The 15,833-nt window shown below is 66.1% G+C and carries 16 protein-coding genes and 2 tRNA genes; 10 read left to right on the top strand and 8 right to left on the bottom strand.

The annotated features are described in order from the left end of the window. Position 1: 1 nt before the first annotated feature. Positions 2 to 190, top strand: coding sequence for a DNA gyrase inhibitor YacG (locus tag ACLB0R_RS13135; protein ID WP_416643254.1), 189 nt, complete (start codon positions 2 to 4; stop codon positions 188 to 190). A gap of 31 nt (positions 191 to 221) precedes the next feature. Next, positions 222 to 297: transfer RNA gene (locus ACLB0R_RS13130), tRNA-Phe, on the top strand. A 47-nt stretch (positions 298 to 344) separates the two neighbouring features. Here the strand turns inward: ACLB0R_RS13130 and ACLB0R_RS13125 are convergent. Continuing rightward, positions 345 to 420: transfer RNA gene (locus ACLB0R_RS13125), tRNA-Glu, on the bottom strand. Between the two features lie 89 nt (positions 421 to 509). Between ACLB0R_RS13125 and mtnB the strand changes: the two genes are divergently transcribed. The 4 genes from mtnB (at position 510) to mtnA (ending at position 3,490) form a co-directional block, all read left to right on the top strand. Continuing rightward, positions 510 to 1,136: a methylthioribulose 1-phosphate dehydratase gene (mtnB, locus tag ACLB0R_RS13120; RefSeq protein WP_416643255.1), complete on the top strand. Its 627-nt coding sequence runs from the start codon at positions 510 to 512 to the stop codon at positions 1,134 to 1,136. Continuing rightward, complete coding sequence (locus tag ACLB0R_RS13115) at positions 1,133 to 1,684, top strand: 1,2-dihydroxy-3-keto-5-methylthiopentene dioxygenase (protein WP_416643256.1); 552 nt, start codon at positions 1,133 to 1,135, stop codon at positions 1,682 to 1,684. Before mtnB ends, ACLB0R_RS13115 begins: the two co-directional genes overlap by 4 nt. Before the next feature lie 139 nt (positions 1,685 to 1,823). Beyond that, a complete protein-coding gene (gene mtnC / locus ACLB0R_RS13110; RefSeq protein WP_416643257.1) occupies positions 1,824 to 2,462 on the top strand; it encodes an acireductone synthase in 639 nt (212 codons plus the stop codon). Beyond that, on the top strand, positions 2,459 to 3,490 hold the full coding sequence (mtnA, locus tag ACLB0R_RS13105; RefSeq protein WP_416643258.1) for an S-methyl-5-thioribose-1-phosphate isomerase: 1,032 nt from the start codon (positions 2,459 to 2,461) through the stop codon (positions 3,488 to 3,490). The genes mtnC and mtnA overlap by 4 nt, the downstream gene beginning before the upstream one ends. Before the next feature lie 65 nt (positions 3,491 to 3,555). Here the strand turns inward: mtnA and ACLB0R_RS13100 are convergent, their stop codons facing one another. Beyond that, positions 3,556 to 3,882 carry a PilZ domain-containing protein gene (locus ACLB0R_RS13100; protein ID WP_416643259.1) on the bottom strand — a complete coding sequence of 109 codons (327 nt, stop codon included), beginning with the start codon at positions 3,880 to 3,882 and terminating at the stop codon, positions 3,556 to 3,558. A gap of 141 nt (positions 3,883 to 4,023) precedes the next feature. Between ACLB0R_RS13100 and ACLB0R_RS13095 the strand changes: the two genes are divergently transcribed. After that, a complete protein-coding gene (locus tag ACLB0R_RS13095) occupies positions 4,024 to 4,794 on the top strand; it encodes an alpha/beta hydrolase (RefSeq protein ID WP_416643260.1) in 771 nt (256 codons plus the stop codon). 143 nt (positions 4,795 to 4,937) lie between these two features. On the opposite strand, the gene ACLB0R_RS13090 is transcribed toward ACLB0R_RS13095, so the two are convergent. Then, the gene (locus ACLB0R_RS13090; RefSeq protein ID WP_416643261.1) at positions 4,938 to 6,074 is read right to left on the bottom strand and encodes an aminotransferase; all 1,137 of its coding nucleotides are present in this window, start codon (positions 6,072 to 6,074) and stop codon (positions 4,938 to 4,940) included. 119 nt (positions 6,075 to 6,193) lie between these two features. Here ACLB0R_RS13090 and ACLB0R_RS13085 point away from each other — a divergent pair, with 119 nt between their 5' ends. Further along, complete coding sequence (locus ACLB0R_RS13085; RefSeq protein WP_416643262.1) at positions 6,194 to 7,528, top strand: metallophosphoesterase; 1,335 nt, start codon at positions 6,194 to 6,196, stop codon at positions 7,526 to 7,528. A 138-nt stretch (positions 7,529 to 7,666) separates the two neighbouring features. On the opposite strand, the gene wecC is transcribed toward ACLB0R_RS13085, so the two are convergent. The 5 genes from wecC to cysS form a co-directional block, all read right to left on the bottom strand. Then, entirely contained in the window at positions 7,667 to 8,983 is a 1,317-nt protein-coding gene (gene wecC, locus ACLB0R_RS13080) for a UDP-N-acetyl-D-mannosamine dehydrogenase (RefSeq protein WP_416643263.1), read from the bottom strand. 292 nt (positions 8,984 to 9,275) lie between these two features. Further along, positions 9,276 to 10,865 (bottom strand): class II 3-deoxy-7-phosphoheptulonate synthase, encoded by a 1,590-nt coding sequence (locus ACLB0R_RS13075; RefSeq protein ID WP_416643264.1) that lies wholly within the window; start codon positions 10,863 to 10,865, stop codon positions 9,276 to 9,278. A gap of 196 nt (positions 10,866 to 11,061) precedes the next feature. Continuing rightward, on the bottom strand, positions 11,062 to 11,997 hold the full coding sequence (locus ACLB0R_RS13070) for a D-2-hydroxyacid dehydrogenase (RefSeq protein WP_416643265.1): 936 nt from the start codon (positions 11,995 to 11,997) through the stop codon (positions 11,062 to 11,064). Next, positions 11,994 to 13,004 carry a phytanoyl-CoA dioxygenase family protein gene (locus ACLB0R_RS13065; protein WP_416643266.1) on the bottom strand — a complete coding sequence of 337 codons (1,011 nt, stop codon included), beginning with the start codon at positions 13,002 to 13,004 and terminating at the stop codon, positions 11,994 to 11,996. Before ACLB0R_RS13065 ends, ACLB0R_RS13070 begins: the two co-directional genes overlap by 4 nt. A 203-nt stretch (positions 13,005 to 13,207) precedes the next feature. Beyond that, entirely contained in the window at positions 13,208 to 14,638 is a 1,431-nt protein-coding gene (cysS, locus tag ACLB0R_RS13060; protein ID WP_416643267.1) for a cysteine--tRNA ligase, read from the bottom strand. A gap of 143 nt (positions 14,639 to 14,781) precedes the next feature. On the opposite strand from cysS, the gene rpsU reads away from it, so the two are divergent. Beyond that, positions 14,782 to 14,988, top strand: a complete 207-nt coding sequence (gene rpsU / locus ACLB0R_RS13055; RefSeq protein ID WP_010162663.1) for a 30S ribosomal protein S21 — start codon at positions 14,782 to 14,784, stop codon at positions 14,986 to 14,988. 216 nt (positions 14,989 to 15,204) lie between these two features. Beyond that, on the top strand, positions 15,205 to 15,831 hold the full coding sequence (locus tag ACLB0R_RS13050) for an FKBP-type peptidyl-prolyl cis-trans isomerase (protein ID WP_416643268.1): 627 nt from the start codon (positions 15,205 to 15,207) through the stop codon (positions 15,829 to 15,831). Positions 15,832 to 15,833 lie beyond the last annotated feature (2 nt).

Raw genomic sequence — 15,833 nt, 5'->3', positions numbered from 1 at the left:
TATGACTCGCCAATCGCCTTGCCCCATTTGCGACGCGCCTGCCGCGCCCGCGTTTCGCCCCTTTTGCAGCCAGGGCTGCCGCGATCGCGATCTGCTGCGCTGGCTTGGCGAAGGCTATCGCGTGCCGGTGCGCGACGCTGAGGAAATGCCAGCGCCCGACGGGCTGGACAGCGGCGATAACCGCGACTAAGAGGCCGCCTCTCGCCGCAATCGCCGGTGACGCCCAGGTAGCTCAGTTGGTAGAGCATGCGACTGAAAATCGCAGTGTCGGTGGTTCGATCCCGCCCCTGGGCACCATTTTTCCGGCAATCTTGGTTCGGGCGCTGCTCGGCGAACCGCGCCCCTGGTGACCCCTACGGGACTCGAACCCGTGTTTTCGCCGTGAGAGGGCGACGTCCTAGACCGCTAGACGAAGGGGCCGCGCGGTGGAGGCGGCGACTTAGGCTTGAGGGCGCGCAGCGTCAAGGCGTGCTTGCCGGGCTGCGGCGGGGTGGCTATGCGCGGCGGCCATGACGGGTATCACTCTGGCCGCCGCCAAGGCGGGGCTGATTGCGGTGGGGCAGCGGTTCGATCGCCGCCAATGGGCGCCGGCGACGGCGGGCAATTACTCGGCACGGCTTGATGACGGCACCTTCGCGATCACGGTATCGGGGCGCCACAAGGGCCGGCTCGATGAGGACGGCATCATGGTCGTCGATGCCGAGGGCAATTCGCTCGACGGCAAGAAGCCCTCGGCCGAAACCTGGCTGCACATGATGCTCTATCGCGATTTCCCTGAGGTTGGCGCCGTGCTCCACAGCCATGCGACCGCCGGCGTCGCGCTGGCCCGGCTGATGGCGGGCGCTGACGCGTGGACGATCAGCGGGCATGAGATGCTCAAGGTGCTGCCCGGCATCACCACGCACGAAACCAGCGTGACGCTGCCGATCGTCGACAATTCGCAGGATATGCGCGCAATCGAGGCAGCGCTCGGCGACCGGTTGCGCGGGCCGCACGCAACATCGGCTTACGTCATCCGCAGCCATGGGCTATATGGCTGGGGCCGCGACATCGACGAGGCCGAACGCGTCATCGAGGGAGTGGAATGGCTCGCCGAAGTCGAGCTGCACGAACTGAAAGTCAGGAGCCGCGCATGAGCCGCTTGCAGATGTTCACCGACGCCGCCGCGCCCGAATTGCTTGTCGATACGGAGGATGGCGAGGCGATCGCCGCGCATCTGGAGGGCGTCGGCGTGGTGTTCGAGCGCTGGGCCACGCGCGATCTGGCGCCGGGCGCGAGCGAGGCGGACATCCTGGCGGCGTACAAGCCCGAGATCGATCGGCTGAAGGCGCAAGGCGGCTATCAGTCGATCGACGCGCTGTCGGTCGCGCCCGACAATCCCAACCGCGAGGCGCTGCGCGCCAAATTCCTGTCCGAGCACACCCATGCCGAGGACGAAGTGCGCTTCTTCGTCGAGGGCAAGGGGCTGTTCACGCTCCACATCGGCGACCGGGTGTTCAACGTGTTGTGCGAGCGTGGCGACCTGATCTCGGTGCCGGCAGGGACGCGGCATTGGTTCGATACCGGTGCTGAACCGAACTTCACGGTGCTGCGGCTGTTCGTCAATCCCGATGGCTGGGTGGCGACCTTTACCGGCGACGATATCGCGCAACGCTATCCGCGGCTCGAGCCTGTCGCCGCCTAAGGTTGATCGGGACTGACCTCTCATCCCCAACCGTTCGTGTCGAGCGAAGTCGAGACACATTGCGGTTTCTACGTCGCACGCCCCTCGACTTCGCTCGGGACGAACGGAGGACCAAGTTGACGGAATGCGAACGAGTGAAATGACGATCCGTGCCGTTCTGACCGATATCGAGGGCACCACCTCGAGCATTTCGTTCGTCGCCGATGTGTTGTTCCCTTATGCGCGCGAGCGGCTGGCCGATTATGTCGCGGCGCACCCGGCGGAAACCGCGCCGATCCTGGCCGAGGTGCAGGCGATCGAGCCGGGCGATCCTGTTGAGACGCTCAAGCGCTGGATCGACGAGGATCGCAAGATCACGCCGCTCAAGGCGATCCAGGGGATGATCTGGGAAGGCGGGTTCAAATCGGGCGCCTTCACCAGCCATTTCTACGATGACGCGGTGGCGGGGCTGCGGCGCTGGCATGCGGCCGGGCTGCGGCTCTACGTCTATTCCTCGGGCTCGGTGTTCGCGCAGAAATTGCTGTTCGGGCACACCGATCATGGCGACCTGACGCCGCTTTTCTCGGGCTGGTTCGACACGACGACCGGCGGCAAGCGCGAGGCGGCATCCTATGCCAAGATTGCCGAGGCGATTGGCTTGCCGGCGGGCGATATCCTGTTCCTCTCCGATGTGCAGGCCGAGATCGACGCGGCGCGCGCGGCGGGAATGCAGGCGCTGCTGATTGCGCGGGATGGCGGCGCGGCAGACATTACGAGTTTTGACGAGGTTAAGGTTTGAAGATCAACGGCGTCCACCATCGCTCGATCGCGCGCACCGATGACGGGCAGGGCGCGCGCATCCTCGATCAGCGCGATCTGCCGTGGAAAGTGACGTGGGTCGAGCTGCGCACCGCCGGCGAAGCCGCGACCGCGATCCGCGACATGTGGACGCGCGGCGCGCCGCTGATCGGGGCGACGGCGGCTTATGGCATGGCGCTGGCAATCGCCGCCGATCCGTCGGACGACGCGATCGCGCGCGATTATGCGTTGCTGCTCGAAACCCGGCCGACCGCAGTCAATTTGCGCTGGGCGCTCGATGAGGTTCTTGCCACCGTCCGTCCGCTGCCGCCCGCCGAGCGCGCCGCGGCCGCTTTCGCCCGCGCCGACGCGATCACCGATGAAGACGCCGATATGTCGCGCCGCATCGGCGAGCATGGCCTGCCACTGATCCGCGCGCTCCACGAGGCTAACCCCGGCCGCCCGGTCAACATCCTGACGCACTGCAACGCCGGCTGGCTCGCGACGGTCGATTATGGCACCGCGACCGCGCCGATTTATGCGGCGCACGACGCCGGCATTCCGGTGCATGTCTGGGTCGACGAGACGCGCCCGCGCAACCAGGGCGCGCTGCTCACCGCGTTCGAGCTTGCCGAGCATGGCGTGCCGCACACCGTGATCGTCGACAATGCCGGCGGCCTGCTGATGATGAAAGGCCAGGTCGACATGGTGATCGTCGGCACCGATCGGGTGACCGCCAATGGCGATGTGTGCAACAAGATCGGCACCTATCTGAAAGCGCTCGCCGCGCATGACAATGGCGTGCCCTTCTACGTCGCGCTGCCCACCACCACCTTCGACGCGACGACGCCGACCGGCCTGGACGTGCCGATCGAAGAGCGCTCCGCCGACGAGGTGATCCATGTCGCCGCGCAAGGCGGCCCGGCGCGGATCACAGCGTCCGGCGCGGCCAACCCGGCGTTCGACATCACGCCGGCGCGGCTGGTGACGCGGTATATTACTGAAAAGGGTGTATCCGAACGGCTTTAATTTGATCCGCTAATGCTGATAGCGGGCCGGTGCCGGAACCTGTTTCAGCGAAGCTGAAACAGCAATCAATGCGGCGTGACGGTCGCGATATGCTCGACGACGGCGGGGTGCATCGGCTTTTCGAAGGAGACGCCGACATCGGTGCCGTCCTGCCACATCACCGTGCCCCACAGGCTGTGCATGCCCTCGATGCGGATGCAGACGCGCGTGCCTTTGTCGAAGGTCGCCTGCGTTGCAAGCCGGCAGCCCGATACAGACAAGTCGAGGATCGAACCCGGCGCTACATTGCTCGCGCTCGACCGGACCGATGCACCGCGCAACGTGGCGTACCGGGTGTGCCGCCGGGCATCGAGCGGCGGCATGGCGGATATGTCGCATGCCAAGTCCAACATGCCCCAAGCCTATCGTAATAAAGCAAATGTTTGGTTAACGCGTGCGGACATGGCGCTTTAGCCGGATGGTGGCGAACGAACTATTGTCATATATTGCCAGTATTCGGCTTTGCTTCAGGGCCGCAACGGGAGGAAATGGCAATGAACATCAACCCGGCCAAGGCGTTGGGCGCCGCCATCATGTCCGCCACGCTGGCAGCGGCAACGCCCGGCGCGACGCAGGCCGCGCCGAAAGCGCCGACACCGATCCACAATATCGTGCTGGTCCACGGCGCCTGGGCAGATGGATCGGGCTGGCGCGGGGTTTATGACATTCTCCGCAAGGATGGGTACACCGTCCGCGTCGTCGCCAACCCCGATGCGACCCTGGCGGATGATGTTGCTGCCACCAAGCGCACCATCGCACTGATGGATGGGCCGGTCATTCTCGTCGGCCATTCCTATGGCGGCGCGATCATCACCGATGCGGGCAATGACCCCAAGGTGGCGGGCCTCGTCTATATCGCCGCCTTCGCGCCCGAGAATGACGAACCGCTGTTCAAATATCTGACCGGGGCGCCGCCCGTCACCGCATCGGCAGATGGCTTCCTGTTCCTCAACCGCGACGCGTTCCTGGCGGCCTTCGCGCCCGACGTGCCGCAAGCCGACCGTGAGTTCATGGCCGATTCGCAAGTGCCGGTGGGGGCGGCCAATGGCGGCGCGACGATCAAGCATGCCGCGTGGCACGAGAAGCCGAGCTGGTATCTCGTCTCCAAGGATGATCGCATCATCCCGCCCGATCTCGAGCGGATGTACGCCAAGCGCGCGGGCTCGACGACCGAAGAGACGCCGGGCAGCCATGTCGCGTTCGTCGCGCATCCAGAGCAGGCGGCGGCGTTGATCGAGAAAGCGGCGAAGGGCGCGGCGAAGTAAGCCGCTAGAGCAAGTCGAGATCGCCCTGAACACGCTTCCCCGGCGAAGGCCGGGGCCCAGTTGCTGCCGTCTTGATGCTGGACCCCGGCCCTCGCCGGGGAAGGATAAAGACACGCGTCAACGTGATTGCAAACCGCTCGAGATCAAGGCCGGCGCTGCATGCGCTCCAGCGCGGCGTCGAGCGTCGCGTCGGCCTTGGCAAAGCATAGCCGCACGATGCTGGTGACGGGCGCTTCGGCATAAAAGGCGGAAACCGGGATCGTCGCGACGCCGGCTTCGCGCACCAGCCAGTCGCAATAGGCATGATCGGGCATGGCGATGCCGCTCGCGGCCAAGTCGATCGACAGGAAATAGGTCGCCTGGCTCGGCAGCACCGCATAGCCGAGCGCGCTCAGCCCGCTCGCCAGCCGGTCGCGCGAGCGCTGGAAGCTCGCGGTCATCGCCGCGAAGCGCGTCCGGTCGGTGCCCAGCCCATAAGCGACCGCGCGCTGCAGATTGGGCGGCGTCGTGAAGGTGAGGAACTGGTGCGCCTTGGCGAGCACGCTGGAGAGTGCCGGCGCCGCGCACAGCCAGCCGACTTTCCACCCGGTCAGCGAGAACATCTTGCCCGCCGAGCCGATCTTCACGCAGCGCGCGCGCATGCCGGGCTCGGCCATCAGCGGATGATGGGTGCGGCCATCGAACATCACTTGTTCCCAAACATCGTCGCAGATCGCGATCGCGTCGTTGCGGGCGCAGAACTCGGCGATCAGGCGGCGTTCCTCGGCGGACATCACGGTCGCAGTAGGGTTGAGGGGATCGTTGACGATGATCAGCCGCGCGCCATCCGCAGCGGCCAGCGCCTCGGCGGTGATCCGCCAGTCGGGCGGCTGCAGGCCGATCAGGCGCGGCACCCCGCCGGCGCGACGGACGAGCGGCAGATAGGCGTCGTAGAGCGGCTGGAACATCGCCACCGCATCGCCCGGCGTCACCAGCGCGAAGATGGCCGCCGCCAGCGCCTCGGTGGCGCCGGAAGTGACGATCACTTCGTCCGCCGTCAGGTCCAGCCCCTGCGTCGCGGCATAATGCGCTGCCACCGCCGCGCGCAGCTCGGGCAGGCCGGCCATCGGCGGATATTGATTGGGGTGCTCGGTCAGCGCGCGCGCGGCGGCCTCCAGGACATCGCCCGGCTCGGCGCCGTCGGGGAAGCCCTGCCCCAGATTGACCGCGCCGAATTGCCGCGCCAGGCCCGACATATGCTCGAAAATCGTGGTGCCCAGGGCAGCGTAAACGGGGTTCATCGGGTGCTCGTTCGCGAAATGGTGGCGGCCTTGCCTAGCCCAGATCGTGGCGTTGGCAAAAGCGCTTGCCGATGCGCCGCGTCGCGCTAGGGCAAGCGCGAACCGGGGAGGGCAGGGCGATGCGCGGACGAGTCGAGGCAATGGTGATGGCGTTGCTGGCGGCGCTTACCTCAGCGCCTGCCGAGGCACGGACGCAAGCCTATGTGCTGATGGCGCCCGATGGCGCAATCGCCCGCGCGATCACCGATGCCGATCGCTGTCCGGCGCTGCAGGTCGACGGCCACGCCGTTGCGATGACGCAGCGTTTCGCGCCGGCGACCTTGCCGCAGCGACCGAGCTCGTCGGGCTCGGCGGAGAGCCATCCATCCGCCTTTGCCATCCGCGTCTGCGAAGCGCCGCTGCCCAACCATGCCCGCCACGCGACGATTGCCGGCCAGCGCCTGCCGCTGCCACGCCCGCTGGTCCAGCGCATCGTGTTGATCGGCGACACCGGTTGCCGGCTGAAGACCAGTTCCAACGCTTATCAGGCATGCAACGACCCCAAGCACTGGCCGTTCGCGCGTGTCGCGCAGGCGGCGGCCGCAGCGCGGCCCGATGTCGTGCTGCACGTCGGCGATTATCATTATCGCGAAAATGCGTGCGCTGAAGGCAATGCCGGCTGTGCGGGCTCGCCCTGGGGCTATGGCTGGGATGCGTGGGATGCCGATTTCTTCACGCCCGCCGCCTCCTTGCTCGCCGCCGCCCCCTGGGTGGTCGATCGCGGCAATCACGAGGAATGCGCGCGCGCCGGCCAGGGCTGGTGGATCCTGCTCGATCCGCATGCGCTGTTGCCGGGCCGCGATTGCCTCGCCGCCGCCAATGATGGGGCGGGCGACCGCGCGCCGCCTTATGCCGTCGAGCTTGGCAATCACGCCCGGCTGATCGTGTTCGATTTCGCCAAGATCGGTGAGAAAGCGATTGCCGACCCGGCAACGCTCGCCGCCTATCAGGCCGATGCGGCGGCGGGCCAGGCAATGGCGCGCGCCGGCGATACCAATTTCATGACCGATCATTATCCCTTCGGCGCGATCACCGAGAGCGGCAAGAAGGGCTTGAAAGTCGGCTATCCCTCGGTTGCGGGGGCGTTCCAGTCGTCGACGCCGCTGCCGCCCTTGCCGCATGTCGCGGCGGTGCTGTCGGGGCACATCCATCTGCTGCAGGTCGCGGCGGTGAAAGGCTTCCCGACGCAAATCATCACCGGCTTCTCCGGCACCGAGGAGGATGAGCCGCCCGCACCCGGCACCGCCGCCGCCGCGCCCGCATTGCCCGATGGGCTGACGCTTGCCGATCTGGAAACACGCTACGGCGTGTTCGGCTTCGCGACGCTCGACCGGCAGCCGCACGGCGCCTGGCGCTTCACCGCGCGCGATTGGGACGGCAAGCCACTACTGACGCGGCTGATCAAGCGGCGCTAGGCCCCGCCGCCTCAATAGTATCCGTCATTCCCGCGCAGGCGGGAATCCATTCAGGCTAGCGATATCAATCGTGCTGGGGTCAGGGATAATGGATCCCCGCCTGCGCGGGGATGACGGGTGCGATAAAATTAGGCGAAGCTACGCCGCGCTAGGCCCCGCCGCGCGTCGGCGCTCGACCGGCCAGGCCGGCGCGGGCGCGGGCTGATCGGGCCAGATCCCGCGCGTATCATAAACGATCTTGCGCGCGCGCTCGTCGAACGGCACCGATTTGAACAGCTCGTGATCGACCAGCACGATCAGCATCCCGCTCGTTTCGATCGCGTCGTCCAGGTCGATCAACCGCGCGCCGGTGCCGTCGAACTCGCCCGGCAAGGCGCGGGCATAAGGCTCGACGATGCTGATGCGGTCGCCAAAGCGATGCGCCAGCTCGGCCGCCACCTTCAGCGCCGGGCTTTCGCGGAAATCGTCGATATTGGCTTTGAACGCCAGGCCCAGGCACGCGACCGGCAGGCCGGGAAAGCGCTCGATCAGCTCGGCGGCCTTGGCGATGACGTGATCGGTCTTGCCGTCATTCACTTGCCGCGCGGTGCGGATCAGCGGCGTCTGTTCCGGCGCGGCGCTCACCAAAAACCAGGGATCGACCGCGATGCAATGCCCGCCGACGCCCGGCCCCGGCGACAGGATGTTCACGCGAGGATGCCGGTTCGCCAAGCGGATCACGTCCCACACATTCACGCCCATCCGCTCGGCGACCAGGCTCAGCTCGTTGGCAAAGGCGATGTTGACGTCGCGAAAGGCGTTTTCGGTCAGCTTGGTCATCTCGGCGGTCGGCGCGGTGGTCGTCACGCACGCGCCGCGCACGAAGCGGCGATAGAAAGACAGCGCCTTGCGCGCGCAGCGCGGCGTAATGCCGCCGATCACGCGGTCATTCTCGATCAGCTCGACCAGGATGCGGCCAGGCAGCACGCGCTCGGGGCAATAAGCGATGGCGATGTCAGGCGTCTCCCCGGTCTGGCCGGGCATTTTGAGATCGGGGCGGAGCTGGCCGAGCAGATCGCGCACCTTCTCGGTCGTGCCGACGGGCGAGGTCGATTCGAGGATCACCGTGTCGCCCGGTTTGAGCGCGGCGGCGACGGTGGTCGCGGCTTGCAGCACATAGCCGATATTGGGCGTGTGGTTGTCGCCGAACGGCGTCGGCACCGCGATCACGAAGACATCGGCCTGCTCGATCAGGGTCGAGGCGCGCAGCGTGCCGCGAGCAACCACGCCGGACACCAGCCCGTCGAGATCGACTTCCTCGATATGGACCTTGCCCGAATTGACCGTGTCGACGATCGCCTGCGTCACATCGACGCCGACCACTTCGATGCCCGTACGCGCGATGAGCGCGGCCGTGGGCAGGCCGATATAGCCCAGCCCCATCACCACGACCTTCAATTCGCCTGCCGCCAGCATCGATGCCCTTCCCGTGCGCTGCACCGACGCGGACCATGGCGGAGCGGCGTAAATATTCCGGAAACGATGGGGCGGGCGTGGAGGGATTGGTGAGGGATCCAAGCCCTCTCCCCTTGCGGGAGAGGGATACGCAGACTTAGTCTTTGCGCTAGCAAAGGCTTAGTCGGAGTTGGGAGAGGGGGTATCCCGGGCTATCGACGTCGCGGGTCCACCCTCTCCAAGCTACGCTAGCCAGCAAGCTGGCAAGCTGCGCTATCCTCTCCCCTCAAGGGAGAGGAGCGAGCGCCGACCCTCACGCCGCCTTCCTTCTCGCCGCCATTTCGCTGTTGAGCATCTCCGCCAGCAGGAACGCCAGCTCCAGGCTCTGCCCCGCATTCAACCGCGGATCGCAATGCGTGTGGTAGCGATCGCCAAGCGACTGCTCGGTCACGTCGACCGCGCCGCCGGTGCATTCGGTCACATTCTGACCGGTCATCTCGGCATGGATGCCGCCGGCGATCGTGCCCTCGGCGCGATGCACCGCGAAGAAGCCGCGCACTTCCGCCAAGATGCGGTCGAACGGCCGCGTCTTATAGCCATTGGCCGCTTTGACGACGTTGCCGTGCATCGGGTCGCAGCTCCACAGCACGGGATGGCCCTCGCGCTTCACTGCGCGGATCAGCGGCGGCAGGCCGTTCTCGATCTTGTCATAGCCATAGCGCGTGATCAGCGTCATCCGCCCGGGCACGCGCGCCGGGTTGAGCGTGTCGAGCAGGCGCAGCAGCGCGTCGGGCTCGAGGCTCGGCCCGCATTTCATGCCGATGGGGTTGCCGATGCCGCGCAGGAATTCGACATGCCCCGATCCTTCGAAGCGCGTGCGGTCGCCGATCCACAGCATGTGGGCGCTGGTGTCGTACCAGTCGCCGGTCAGCGAATCCTGCCGCGTCATCGCCTGTTCGTAGGGCAGCAGCAGCGCTTCATGGCTGGTGTAGAAGCTGGTGCCCTTCAGCTGCGGCACGGTATCCGGGCTGATGCCGCACGCCGCCATGAAGTCGAGCGCTTCGCCGATCCGGTCCGCGACATCGGCGAATTTGTCGGCCCAGGGCGAGCGGCCCATGAAATCGAGCGTCCATTTATGGACCTGGTGCAGGTTCGCATAACCGCCGGTCGCGAACGCGCGCAGCAGGTTGAGCGTGGCGGCCGATTGCGCATAGCCCTGGATCATCCGCTGCGGATCGGGGGTGCGGCCGGCGGGGGTAAACGCGATGTCGTTGACATTGTCGCCGCGATAGCTCGGCAGCTCGACGCCATCCTGCACTTCGGTATCGGCCGAGCGCGGCTTGGCGAATTGCCCCGCCATCCGCCCGACCTTCACCGTCGGCAGCTTCGACGCGAAGGTAAGCACCACCGCCATCTGCAGAATGACGCGGAAGGTGTCGCGGATGTTATTGGGGTGAAATTCGGCAAAGCTCTCCGCGCAATCGCCGCCCTGGAGCAGGAAGGCCTTGCCGTCGACGACGCGGCCCAAGTCCGCCGTCAGCTCACGCGCTTCGCCGGCGAAGACGAGCGGGGGATAGCTGCGCAGCGTGTCGGTCGCGGCATTGAGCGCGGCGACGTCGGGGTAGTGCGGCATTTGCAGCGCTTCGAACGCTGCCCAGCTGCCCGGCGTCCAGCTCTTGGCGCTGTCATTGTTCGCGGCGGGGATCGCGACATACCAATCGGCGTGGTGGGCGATGCCGTTGGCGGCGATCTGGTTGACGATCGCGGCATTGGCGCGCTTGCCCTCGTCTTCCCAGCCTTGCACGGTCGATCCCGGTGTCGAATACCACGCCCCGAACGCGGCGCGCGACAAGCCCCGCTCTTCGCGGAACCGGCGGATTTTCTGGCCTGCTAACGTCGTCATGGCGGCGGCCATTACGCCGATGGGGTAAGGAAGGCAAGTCGTAGGATGAGGATATTTCCCTGTTGGGGTAAATGGCGAATGGTCTTTTACAAAATCGCGTCATCCCGGACTTGATCCGGGGTCCAGCTGCCTTTCGACCGTCGCCAGAAGAAGCTGGACCCCGGGTCAAGCCCGGGGTGACGGTGAGGGCGGATGCTTAGTACCCCGCGTCTAAATCCACCACATTCTCCATCGGCGCGCCGGCGACGAACGCCTTGATGTTACGCAGGAACAGCGCCGCTGCCCGCTGGAACATCTTGGTCTGGCTGCGGCCTGACAAATGCATGGTGTGGATGACGTTGGGCGCGGTCCACAGCGGATGCTCGGGCGGCAGCGGCTCGGGATGGACCACGTCGAGAAACGCGCCGCCGATCCGCCGCTTGGTCAGTGCCTCGATCAGCGCGTCCTGATCGACCATGTCGCCGCGCGCGATGTTGATCAGCCAGGCGCCGGGCTTCATCGTCGCCAGCTCATCGGCGCCGATCATCGCCTTGGTCTCGCCGGTCGAAGGCGCGGCGAGCACCACCCAGTCGAACTCGCCGAGCCGCGCGCGCCATTGATCGGGCGTCAGCGATCCGTCGCGGCCCGATCGCGTCACCCCCGTCACCGCGACACCGAACGCCGCCAGCCGCTCGCCGATCAACCGCCCGATCGCGCCCATGCCGATGATCAGCGCGCGCGTCTCGAACAATTCGGTCTGGCCGGGCGCGGAAATCGTCCATTCGTGGCGGTCAGCGATGCGGACGACTTCATCGAAGCGCTTGGCGGCGACCAGCACGCCCATCACCGCATATTCGGCAACCGCGAGCGCGTTGATGCCGACGCCGTTGGTCAGCACCGTCCCTTGCGCCTTCAATTGCGCGAGCGGGAAATGGTCGAGCCCGGCATAGATGGTGCTCACCCATTTCAGCCGCTTCCCCGCCGCGACCGCCGCGCCGGTCAACGCGGGCTGCTGCGTGTCGACCCAGGCGATATCAGCGTCCGCGATCTCCGCCATCGCCTGGTCAGCGCTCATGAACCACGCGACGTCGAGGCCCGGCGGCAGTTGCGGCTCGATCAGCGGCCGGGCGAGCGCGGGGAGAACGGCTTTCATGCTGCCGGCAGTGCCGCGCGATAGGCGCTCATGTCCCAGCCCGGCCAGCGCATCTGGGTGCGCGCCAGCGTCGTCTCGGTCCAGAACGGATCGCCCGGGCGCGGAATGCCCAGGCACGCCAGCTGCTCGGGCGTGGCATGGTTGATGACGTTCTTCCAGGGCTTGAGGAAATGGAACGGCCAGGCAGTCCAGGCAATCTGCTCGTTCCCCGCCGCCTTGAAACTGGCGGTGAGGGTGTAGCGATGCCCGCCCGGCCGCGTCAGGTTGGTGCCGCGATGATAAACGTCGATGCCATAAGCGAAGATCGATCCCGCCGGCGCCGCGCCTGATTGCTCGATGTCCTTCAACGCTTGCTGCAGCGGGTGGGCAAAGGCGGTCGGCTGCTGCTGGTCCATCGAGAGCGCCGCACGGTTCAGGCCCCCGGCGCCGTCAAGCTCCTCGGGCAGCACTGGGCGCAGCGGACCGATGACTTTAGTGGCGGCGGGATTGGGAACGTAATGGATGGCGCCTAAATCGTCGGTCACATCGGTCACGAAAATCATGAAGTTGATCGTTTGGTCGGCGGGGTCGTCGCCGGGCACGGTCAGCGTGTGGTTCTTGAAATCGCAATGGAACGGCTGGTCGTAATCGGCGTCACCGGTGAATTTCGCCCAGGCGTCGCATTGGTAGAGCCGCACGTCATCGACTCCCAGGGCGGCCTTGGCAAAGCCGATCAGGCGCGGGTTCAGCCCCAGCAGGTTGATCGCGGAAGAAGCAGCAAAGGGCAGATGTTCGTAGTTGCGGAATTGCGCGGGGTCGAACACGCCGACGCTGCCATCGGGCTTTTTGACGACCGCCTCGGTCGAGCGCCGCCGCGCCGCGAACAGCGCGTCGCAATCGGCCTCGACCGGGGTGATTTCTTCGGCGGTGAAAAACCGATCGAGCACGACCGCGCCGTCGCGCCGCCAAATGGCGATGGGGTCGGTAGTGTCGACGGTGTCGCGATCGACAAGCGAAGCGGTGGCCATGGCATTTCTCCAGCGGGTCGCGTCTGCGCGCGGTCAGCCTGCATCATGCCCGGCTGGCGGGGGAGAGCAAGGGGGCGGTTATGTGCGATCTGGTAACACGAAACCCATCACGGTCACCCCGGACTTGTTCCCGGGTCCACCGCGCCGTTGGTGACGTCATTGCCTGTTATGAGGTGGATGCCGGAACAAGTCCGGCATGACGGTTAGAAAATGGGCTTCCAATCCCACCCCAGCGGATCGCCGTCCATCACCTCGACCCCGGCGGCAGTGAGCGCGTCGCGGATCGCGTCCGACCGGGCGAAGTTCTTCGCCGCGCGCGCTTCTCGGCGCTCGGCGAGGCGGGCTTCGATCTCGGCTTCGGTGAGCGTCGCGGCGGCGGGGCGGACGCGGAGGTCGGCGCGATCCAGTGTCGCGATCGACAGGCCCAGCACGCCATCGAACGCGGTCAGCGCGGCCAAGCGGATCGCGGGCGACAGCTTTTTGTCACCGAGCATGTCCTCGAGCACCGGCAGCGCGCGCGCGGTGTTGAGATCGTCGGCCACGGCGGCGTCGAGCTGATCGAGATAGGGCTGCGCGTCGCCCTTGGCCGTGCCATCGTTGCTCGCGCGCAGGCTCGCCACCGCCATCACCAACCGCTTTAACCGCACACTCGCCGCCGCGAGATTGTCCCACGAAAACTCCAGCTCGCTGCGATAATGCGCCTGCAGGCACATCAATCGATAAGCGAGCGGATGGAAGCCCGCATCGACCAACGTCTGCAGCCGCAGAAACTCCCCCGTCGATTTCGACATCTTCCCGCCGCGATCCACCAGGAAATTATTGTGCATCCAGAACCGCGCGCCGGTATCGTCGCACGCGCAATAGGCCTGGTTCTGCGCGATTTCGTTGGGGTGGTGGATCTCGCGATGGTCGATGCCGCCAGTGTGGATGTCGAACGGGTGGCCGAGATGCTTCAGGCTCATCACCGAGCATTCGAGATGCCAGCCCGGCGCGCCTTTGCCCCAGGGCGAGTCCCATTCCATCTGCCGCTGCTCGCCCGGCGGTGAGGTGCGCCAGATCGCGAAATCCTGGGGGTGGCGCTTGCCGTCGACCGGGTCGATGCGGCTTTCGCCCTCGTCGGTTGTGCTCCGCGCCAGCGCGCCATAGTTCGGCACCTTCGAGGTGTCGAAATACAGCCCGCCCTCGATCCGGTAGCAATCGCGCTCGATCTTCTGCGCGAACGCGATCATCTCCTCGATGTGATCGGTGGCGACCGACCAAACATAAGGCGGGGTGATGTTGAGCCGCTCGACATCCGTCTTGAACGCGTCGGTATAATGCGCGGCGATTTCCCAGATCGACTTGGCTTGCGCGCGCGCGGCGGCTTCCATTTTGTCGTCGCCCGCATCGGCGTCGCTGGTCAAATGCCCGACATCGGTGATGTTGATCACATGGCGGAGGTTATAACCCTTCCACCGCAGCACCCGGCCCAGCGTGTCGGCGAACAGGAACGCGCGCATATTGCCGATATGCTGGTAGTTATAGACCGTCGGCCCGCAGGTATAGACGCGCACCAGCTCGGGATCGATCGGCGTGAACGGCTCGATCGATCGGGTCAGGCTGTTGAACAGGTGGAGCGGCACGCCTTGGGTCATCGCGGGCGTTCATAGCGGCCCGCTCGCCTTGCGCAACGGCGAGATGCTTGCAGAATCACCCGCGCGCTGCTAACGGCCCGCGCTTGCGGCGCGAGTAATGGCTCGCGGCGAGCGATTTCTATTGATTGGAGACTGGCGGGTTTATGCAAATCATCGTGCGCGACAATAACGTCGATCAGGCGCTGCGGGCCCTGAAGAAGAAGCTGCAGCGTGAAGGCGTGTATCGCGAGATGAAGCTGCGCCGCCATTACGAAAAGCCCTCGGAAAAGCGCGCGCGCGAGCGTGCCGCCGCTGTCCGCCGCGCCCGCAAGCTGGAGCGCAAGCGGATGGAGCGCGACGGCGCCCGCTAAGCGCTGCCGTCCGTTCGCGGCCGGGTTCGAGTCGTTTCCCAAAGTCTCGCTAATGGCATCGATCGCCGTCCGTCCCGAATCGGGGGCGGGCGGCGCGGTCATTTGTGGCACCCCATCCGTGCGAGATGTCGGCAACCGCGCTCGCCATGGTTGCAGCGCTCCCGCAGCCCCGCTAAGCCCCGGTCGTTCCAGTTCTTCAGCCTCGGGTGATCTTGCATGTCGGTAACCGCCGTTCCCATTCCGCCGACGCGGCGCGGGATATTGTCGCTGCTGTGGCTGGGCATTGCCGCGGCGGTCGCGATCGCCGCGTGGCTGGCGATGATCGGCGCCGCGCCGGTGATCGGCGCCAAGGGGACGAACGAGGATTTCCTCGCCTATAACCGCACGCTCCCCGGCGTTGTCGAAACGCCGTCGGGCCTGCAGTACAAGGTGCTGAAAAAGGGCGACGACACCAAGACGCCCGGCGATACCGATGTTGCGGGCGTGCTCTATGCCGGGCATTTGCGCGACGGCACCGAATTCGATCGTTCGCAGCAGGTCGTGCCGTTCCCGCTCTCGGGTGGCGCGATCAAGGGCTTCAGCGAAGGCTTGAAGCTGATGCCCAAGGGCTCGGTCTATCGCTTCTGGATCAAGCCCGATCTTGCCTATGGCGTCGCATCGCCCAGCCCCAAGGTGCCGCCCAATTCGCTGCTGATCTTTGACGTGCAGATGGCCGGCTTCATCGATCAGGGCGTCTATCGCCAGCTCCAGGCGCAGCAAATGCAGCAGATGCAACAGCAGCAGGGTGGCGCCGGCGGCGCTCCCCGTGGTGCCGCTCCGCCCCCGCCGCCGGCAGGACAATGATC

It is taken from the genome of Sphingomonas sp. GlSt437 (assembly GCF_048015635.2).
GTDB lineage: Bacteria > Pseudomonadota > Alphaproteobacteria > Sphingomonadales > Sphingomonadaceae > Sphingomonas.
The sequence above is the reverse complement of the archived record's forward strand: the minus strand, read 5'-3'. Positions and strand labels throughout refer to the sequence as shown.

Coding starts and splice junctions, on each gene's coding strand:
- ACLB0R_RS13135 (WP_416643254.1), top strand. CDS start 2: ATGACTCGCCAATCGCCTTGCCCCATTTGCGACGCGCCTGCCGCGCCC.
- mtnB (WP_416643255.1), top strand. CDS start 510: ATGACGGGTATCACTCTGGCCGCCGCCAAGGCGGGGCTGATTGCGGTG.
- ACLB0R_RS13115 (WP_416643256.1), top strand. CDS start 1,133: ATGAGCCGCTTGCAGATGTTCACCGACGCCGCCGCGCCCGAATTGCTT.
- mtnC (WP_416643257.1), top strand. CDS start 1,824: ATGACGATCCGTGCCGTTCTGACCGATATCGAGGGCACCACCTCGAGC.
- ACLB0R_RS13100 (WP_416643259.1), bottom strand. CDS start 3,882: ATGTTGGACTTGGCATGCGACATATCCGCCATGCCGCCGCTCGATGCC.
- ACLB0R_RS13095 (WP_416643260.1), top strand. CDS start 4,024: ATGAACATCAACCCGGCCAAGGCGTTGGGCGCCGCCATCATGTCCGCC.
- ACLB0R_RS13090 (WP_416643261.1), bottom strand. CDS start 6,074: ATGAACCCCGTTTACGCTGCCCTGGGCACCACGATTTTCGAGCATATG.
- ACLB0R_RS13085 (WP_416643262.1), top strand. CDS start 6,194: ATGCGCGGACGAGTCGAGGCAATGGTGATGGCGTTGCTGGCGGCGCTT.
- wecC (WP_416643263.1), bottom strand. CDS start 8,983: ATGCTGGCGGCAGGCGAATTGAAGGTCGTGGTGATGGGGCTGGGCTAT.
- ACLB0R_RS13075 (WP_416643264.1), bottom strand. CDS start 10,865: ATGACGACGTTAGCAGGCCAGAAAATCCGCCGGTTCCGCGAAGAGCGG.
- ACLB0R_RS13070 (WP_416643265.1), bottom strand. CDS start 11,997: ATGAAAGCCGTTCTCCCCGCGCTCGCCCGGCCGCTGATCGAGCCGCAA.
- ACLB0R_RS13065 (WP_416643266.1), bottom strand. CDS start 13,004: ATGGCCACCGCTTCGCTTGTCGATCGCGACACCGTCGACACTACCGAC.
- cysS (WP_416643267.1), bottom strand. CDS start 14,638: ATGACCCAAGGCGTGCCGCTCCACCTGTTCAACAGCCTGACCCGATCG.
- rpsU (WP_010162663.1), top strand. CDS start 14,782: ATGCAAATCATCGTGCGCGACAATAACGTCGATCAGGCGCTGCGGGCC.
- ACLB0R_RS13050 (WP_416643268.1), top strand. CDS start 15,205: ATGTCGGTAACCGCCGTTCCCATTCCGCCGACGCGGCGCGGGATATTG.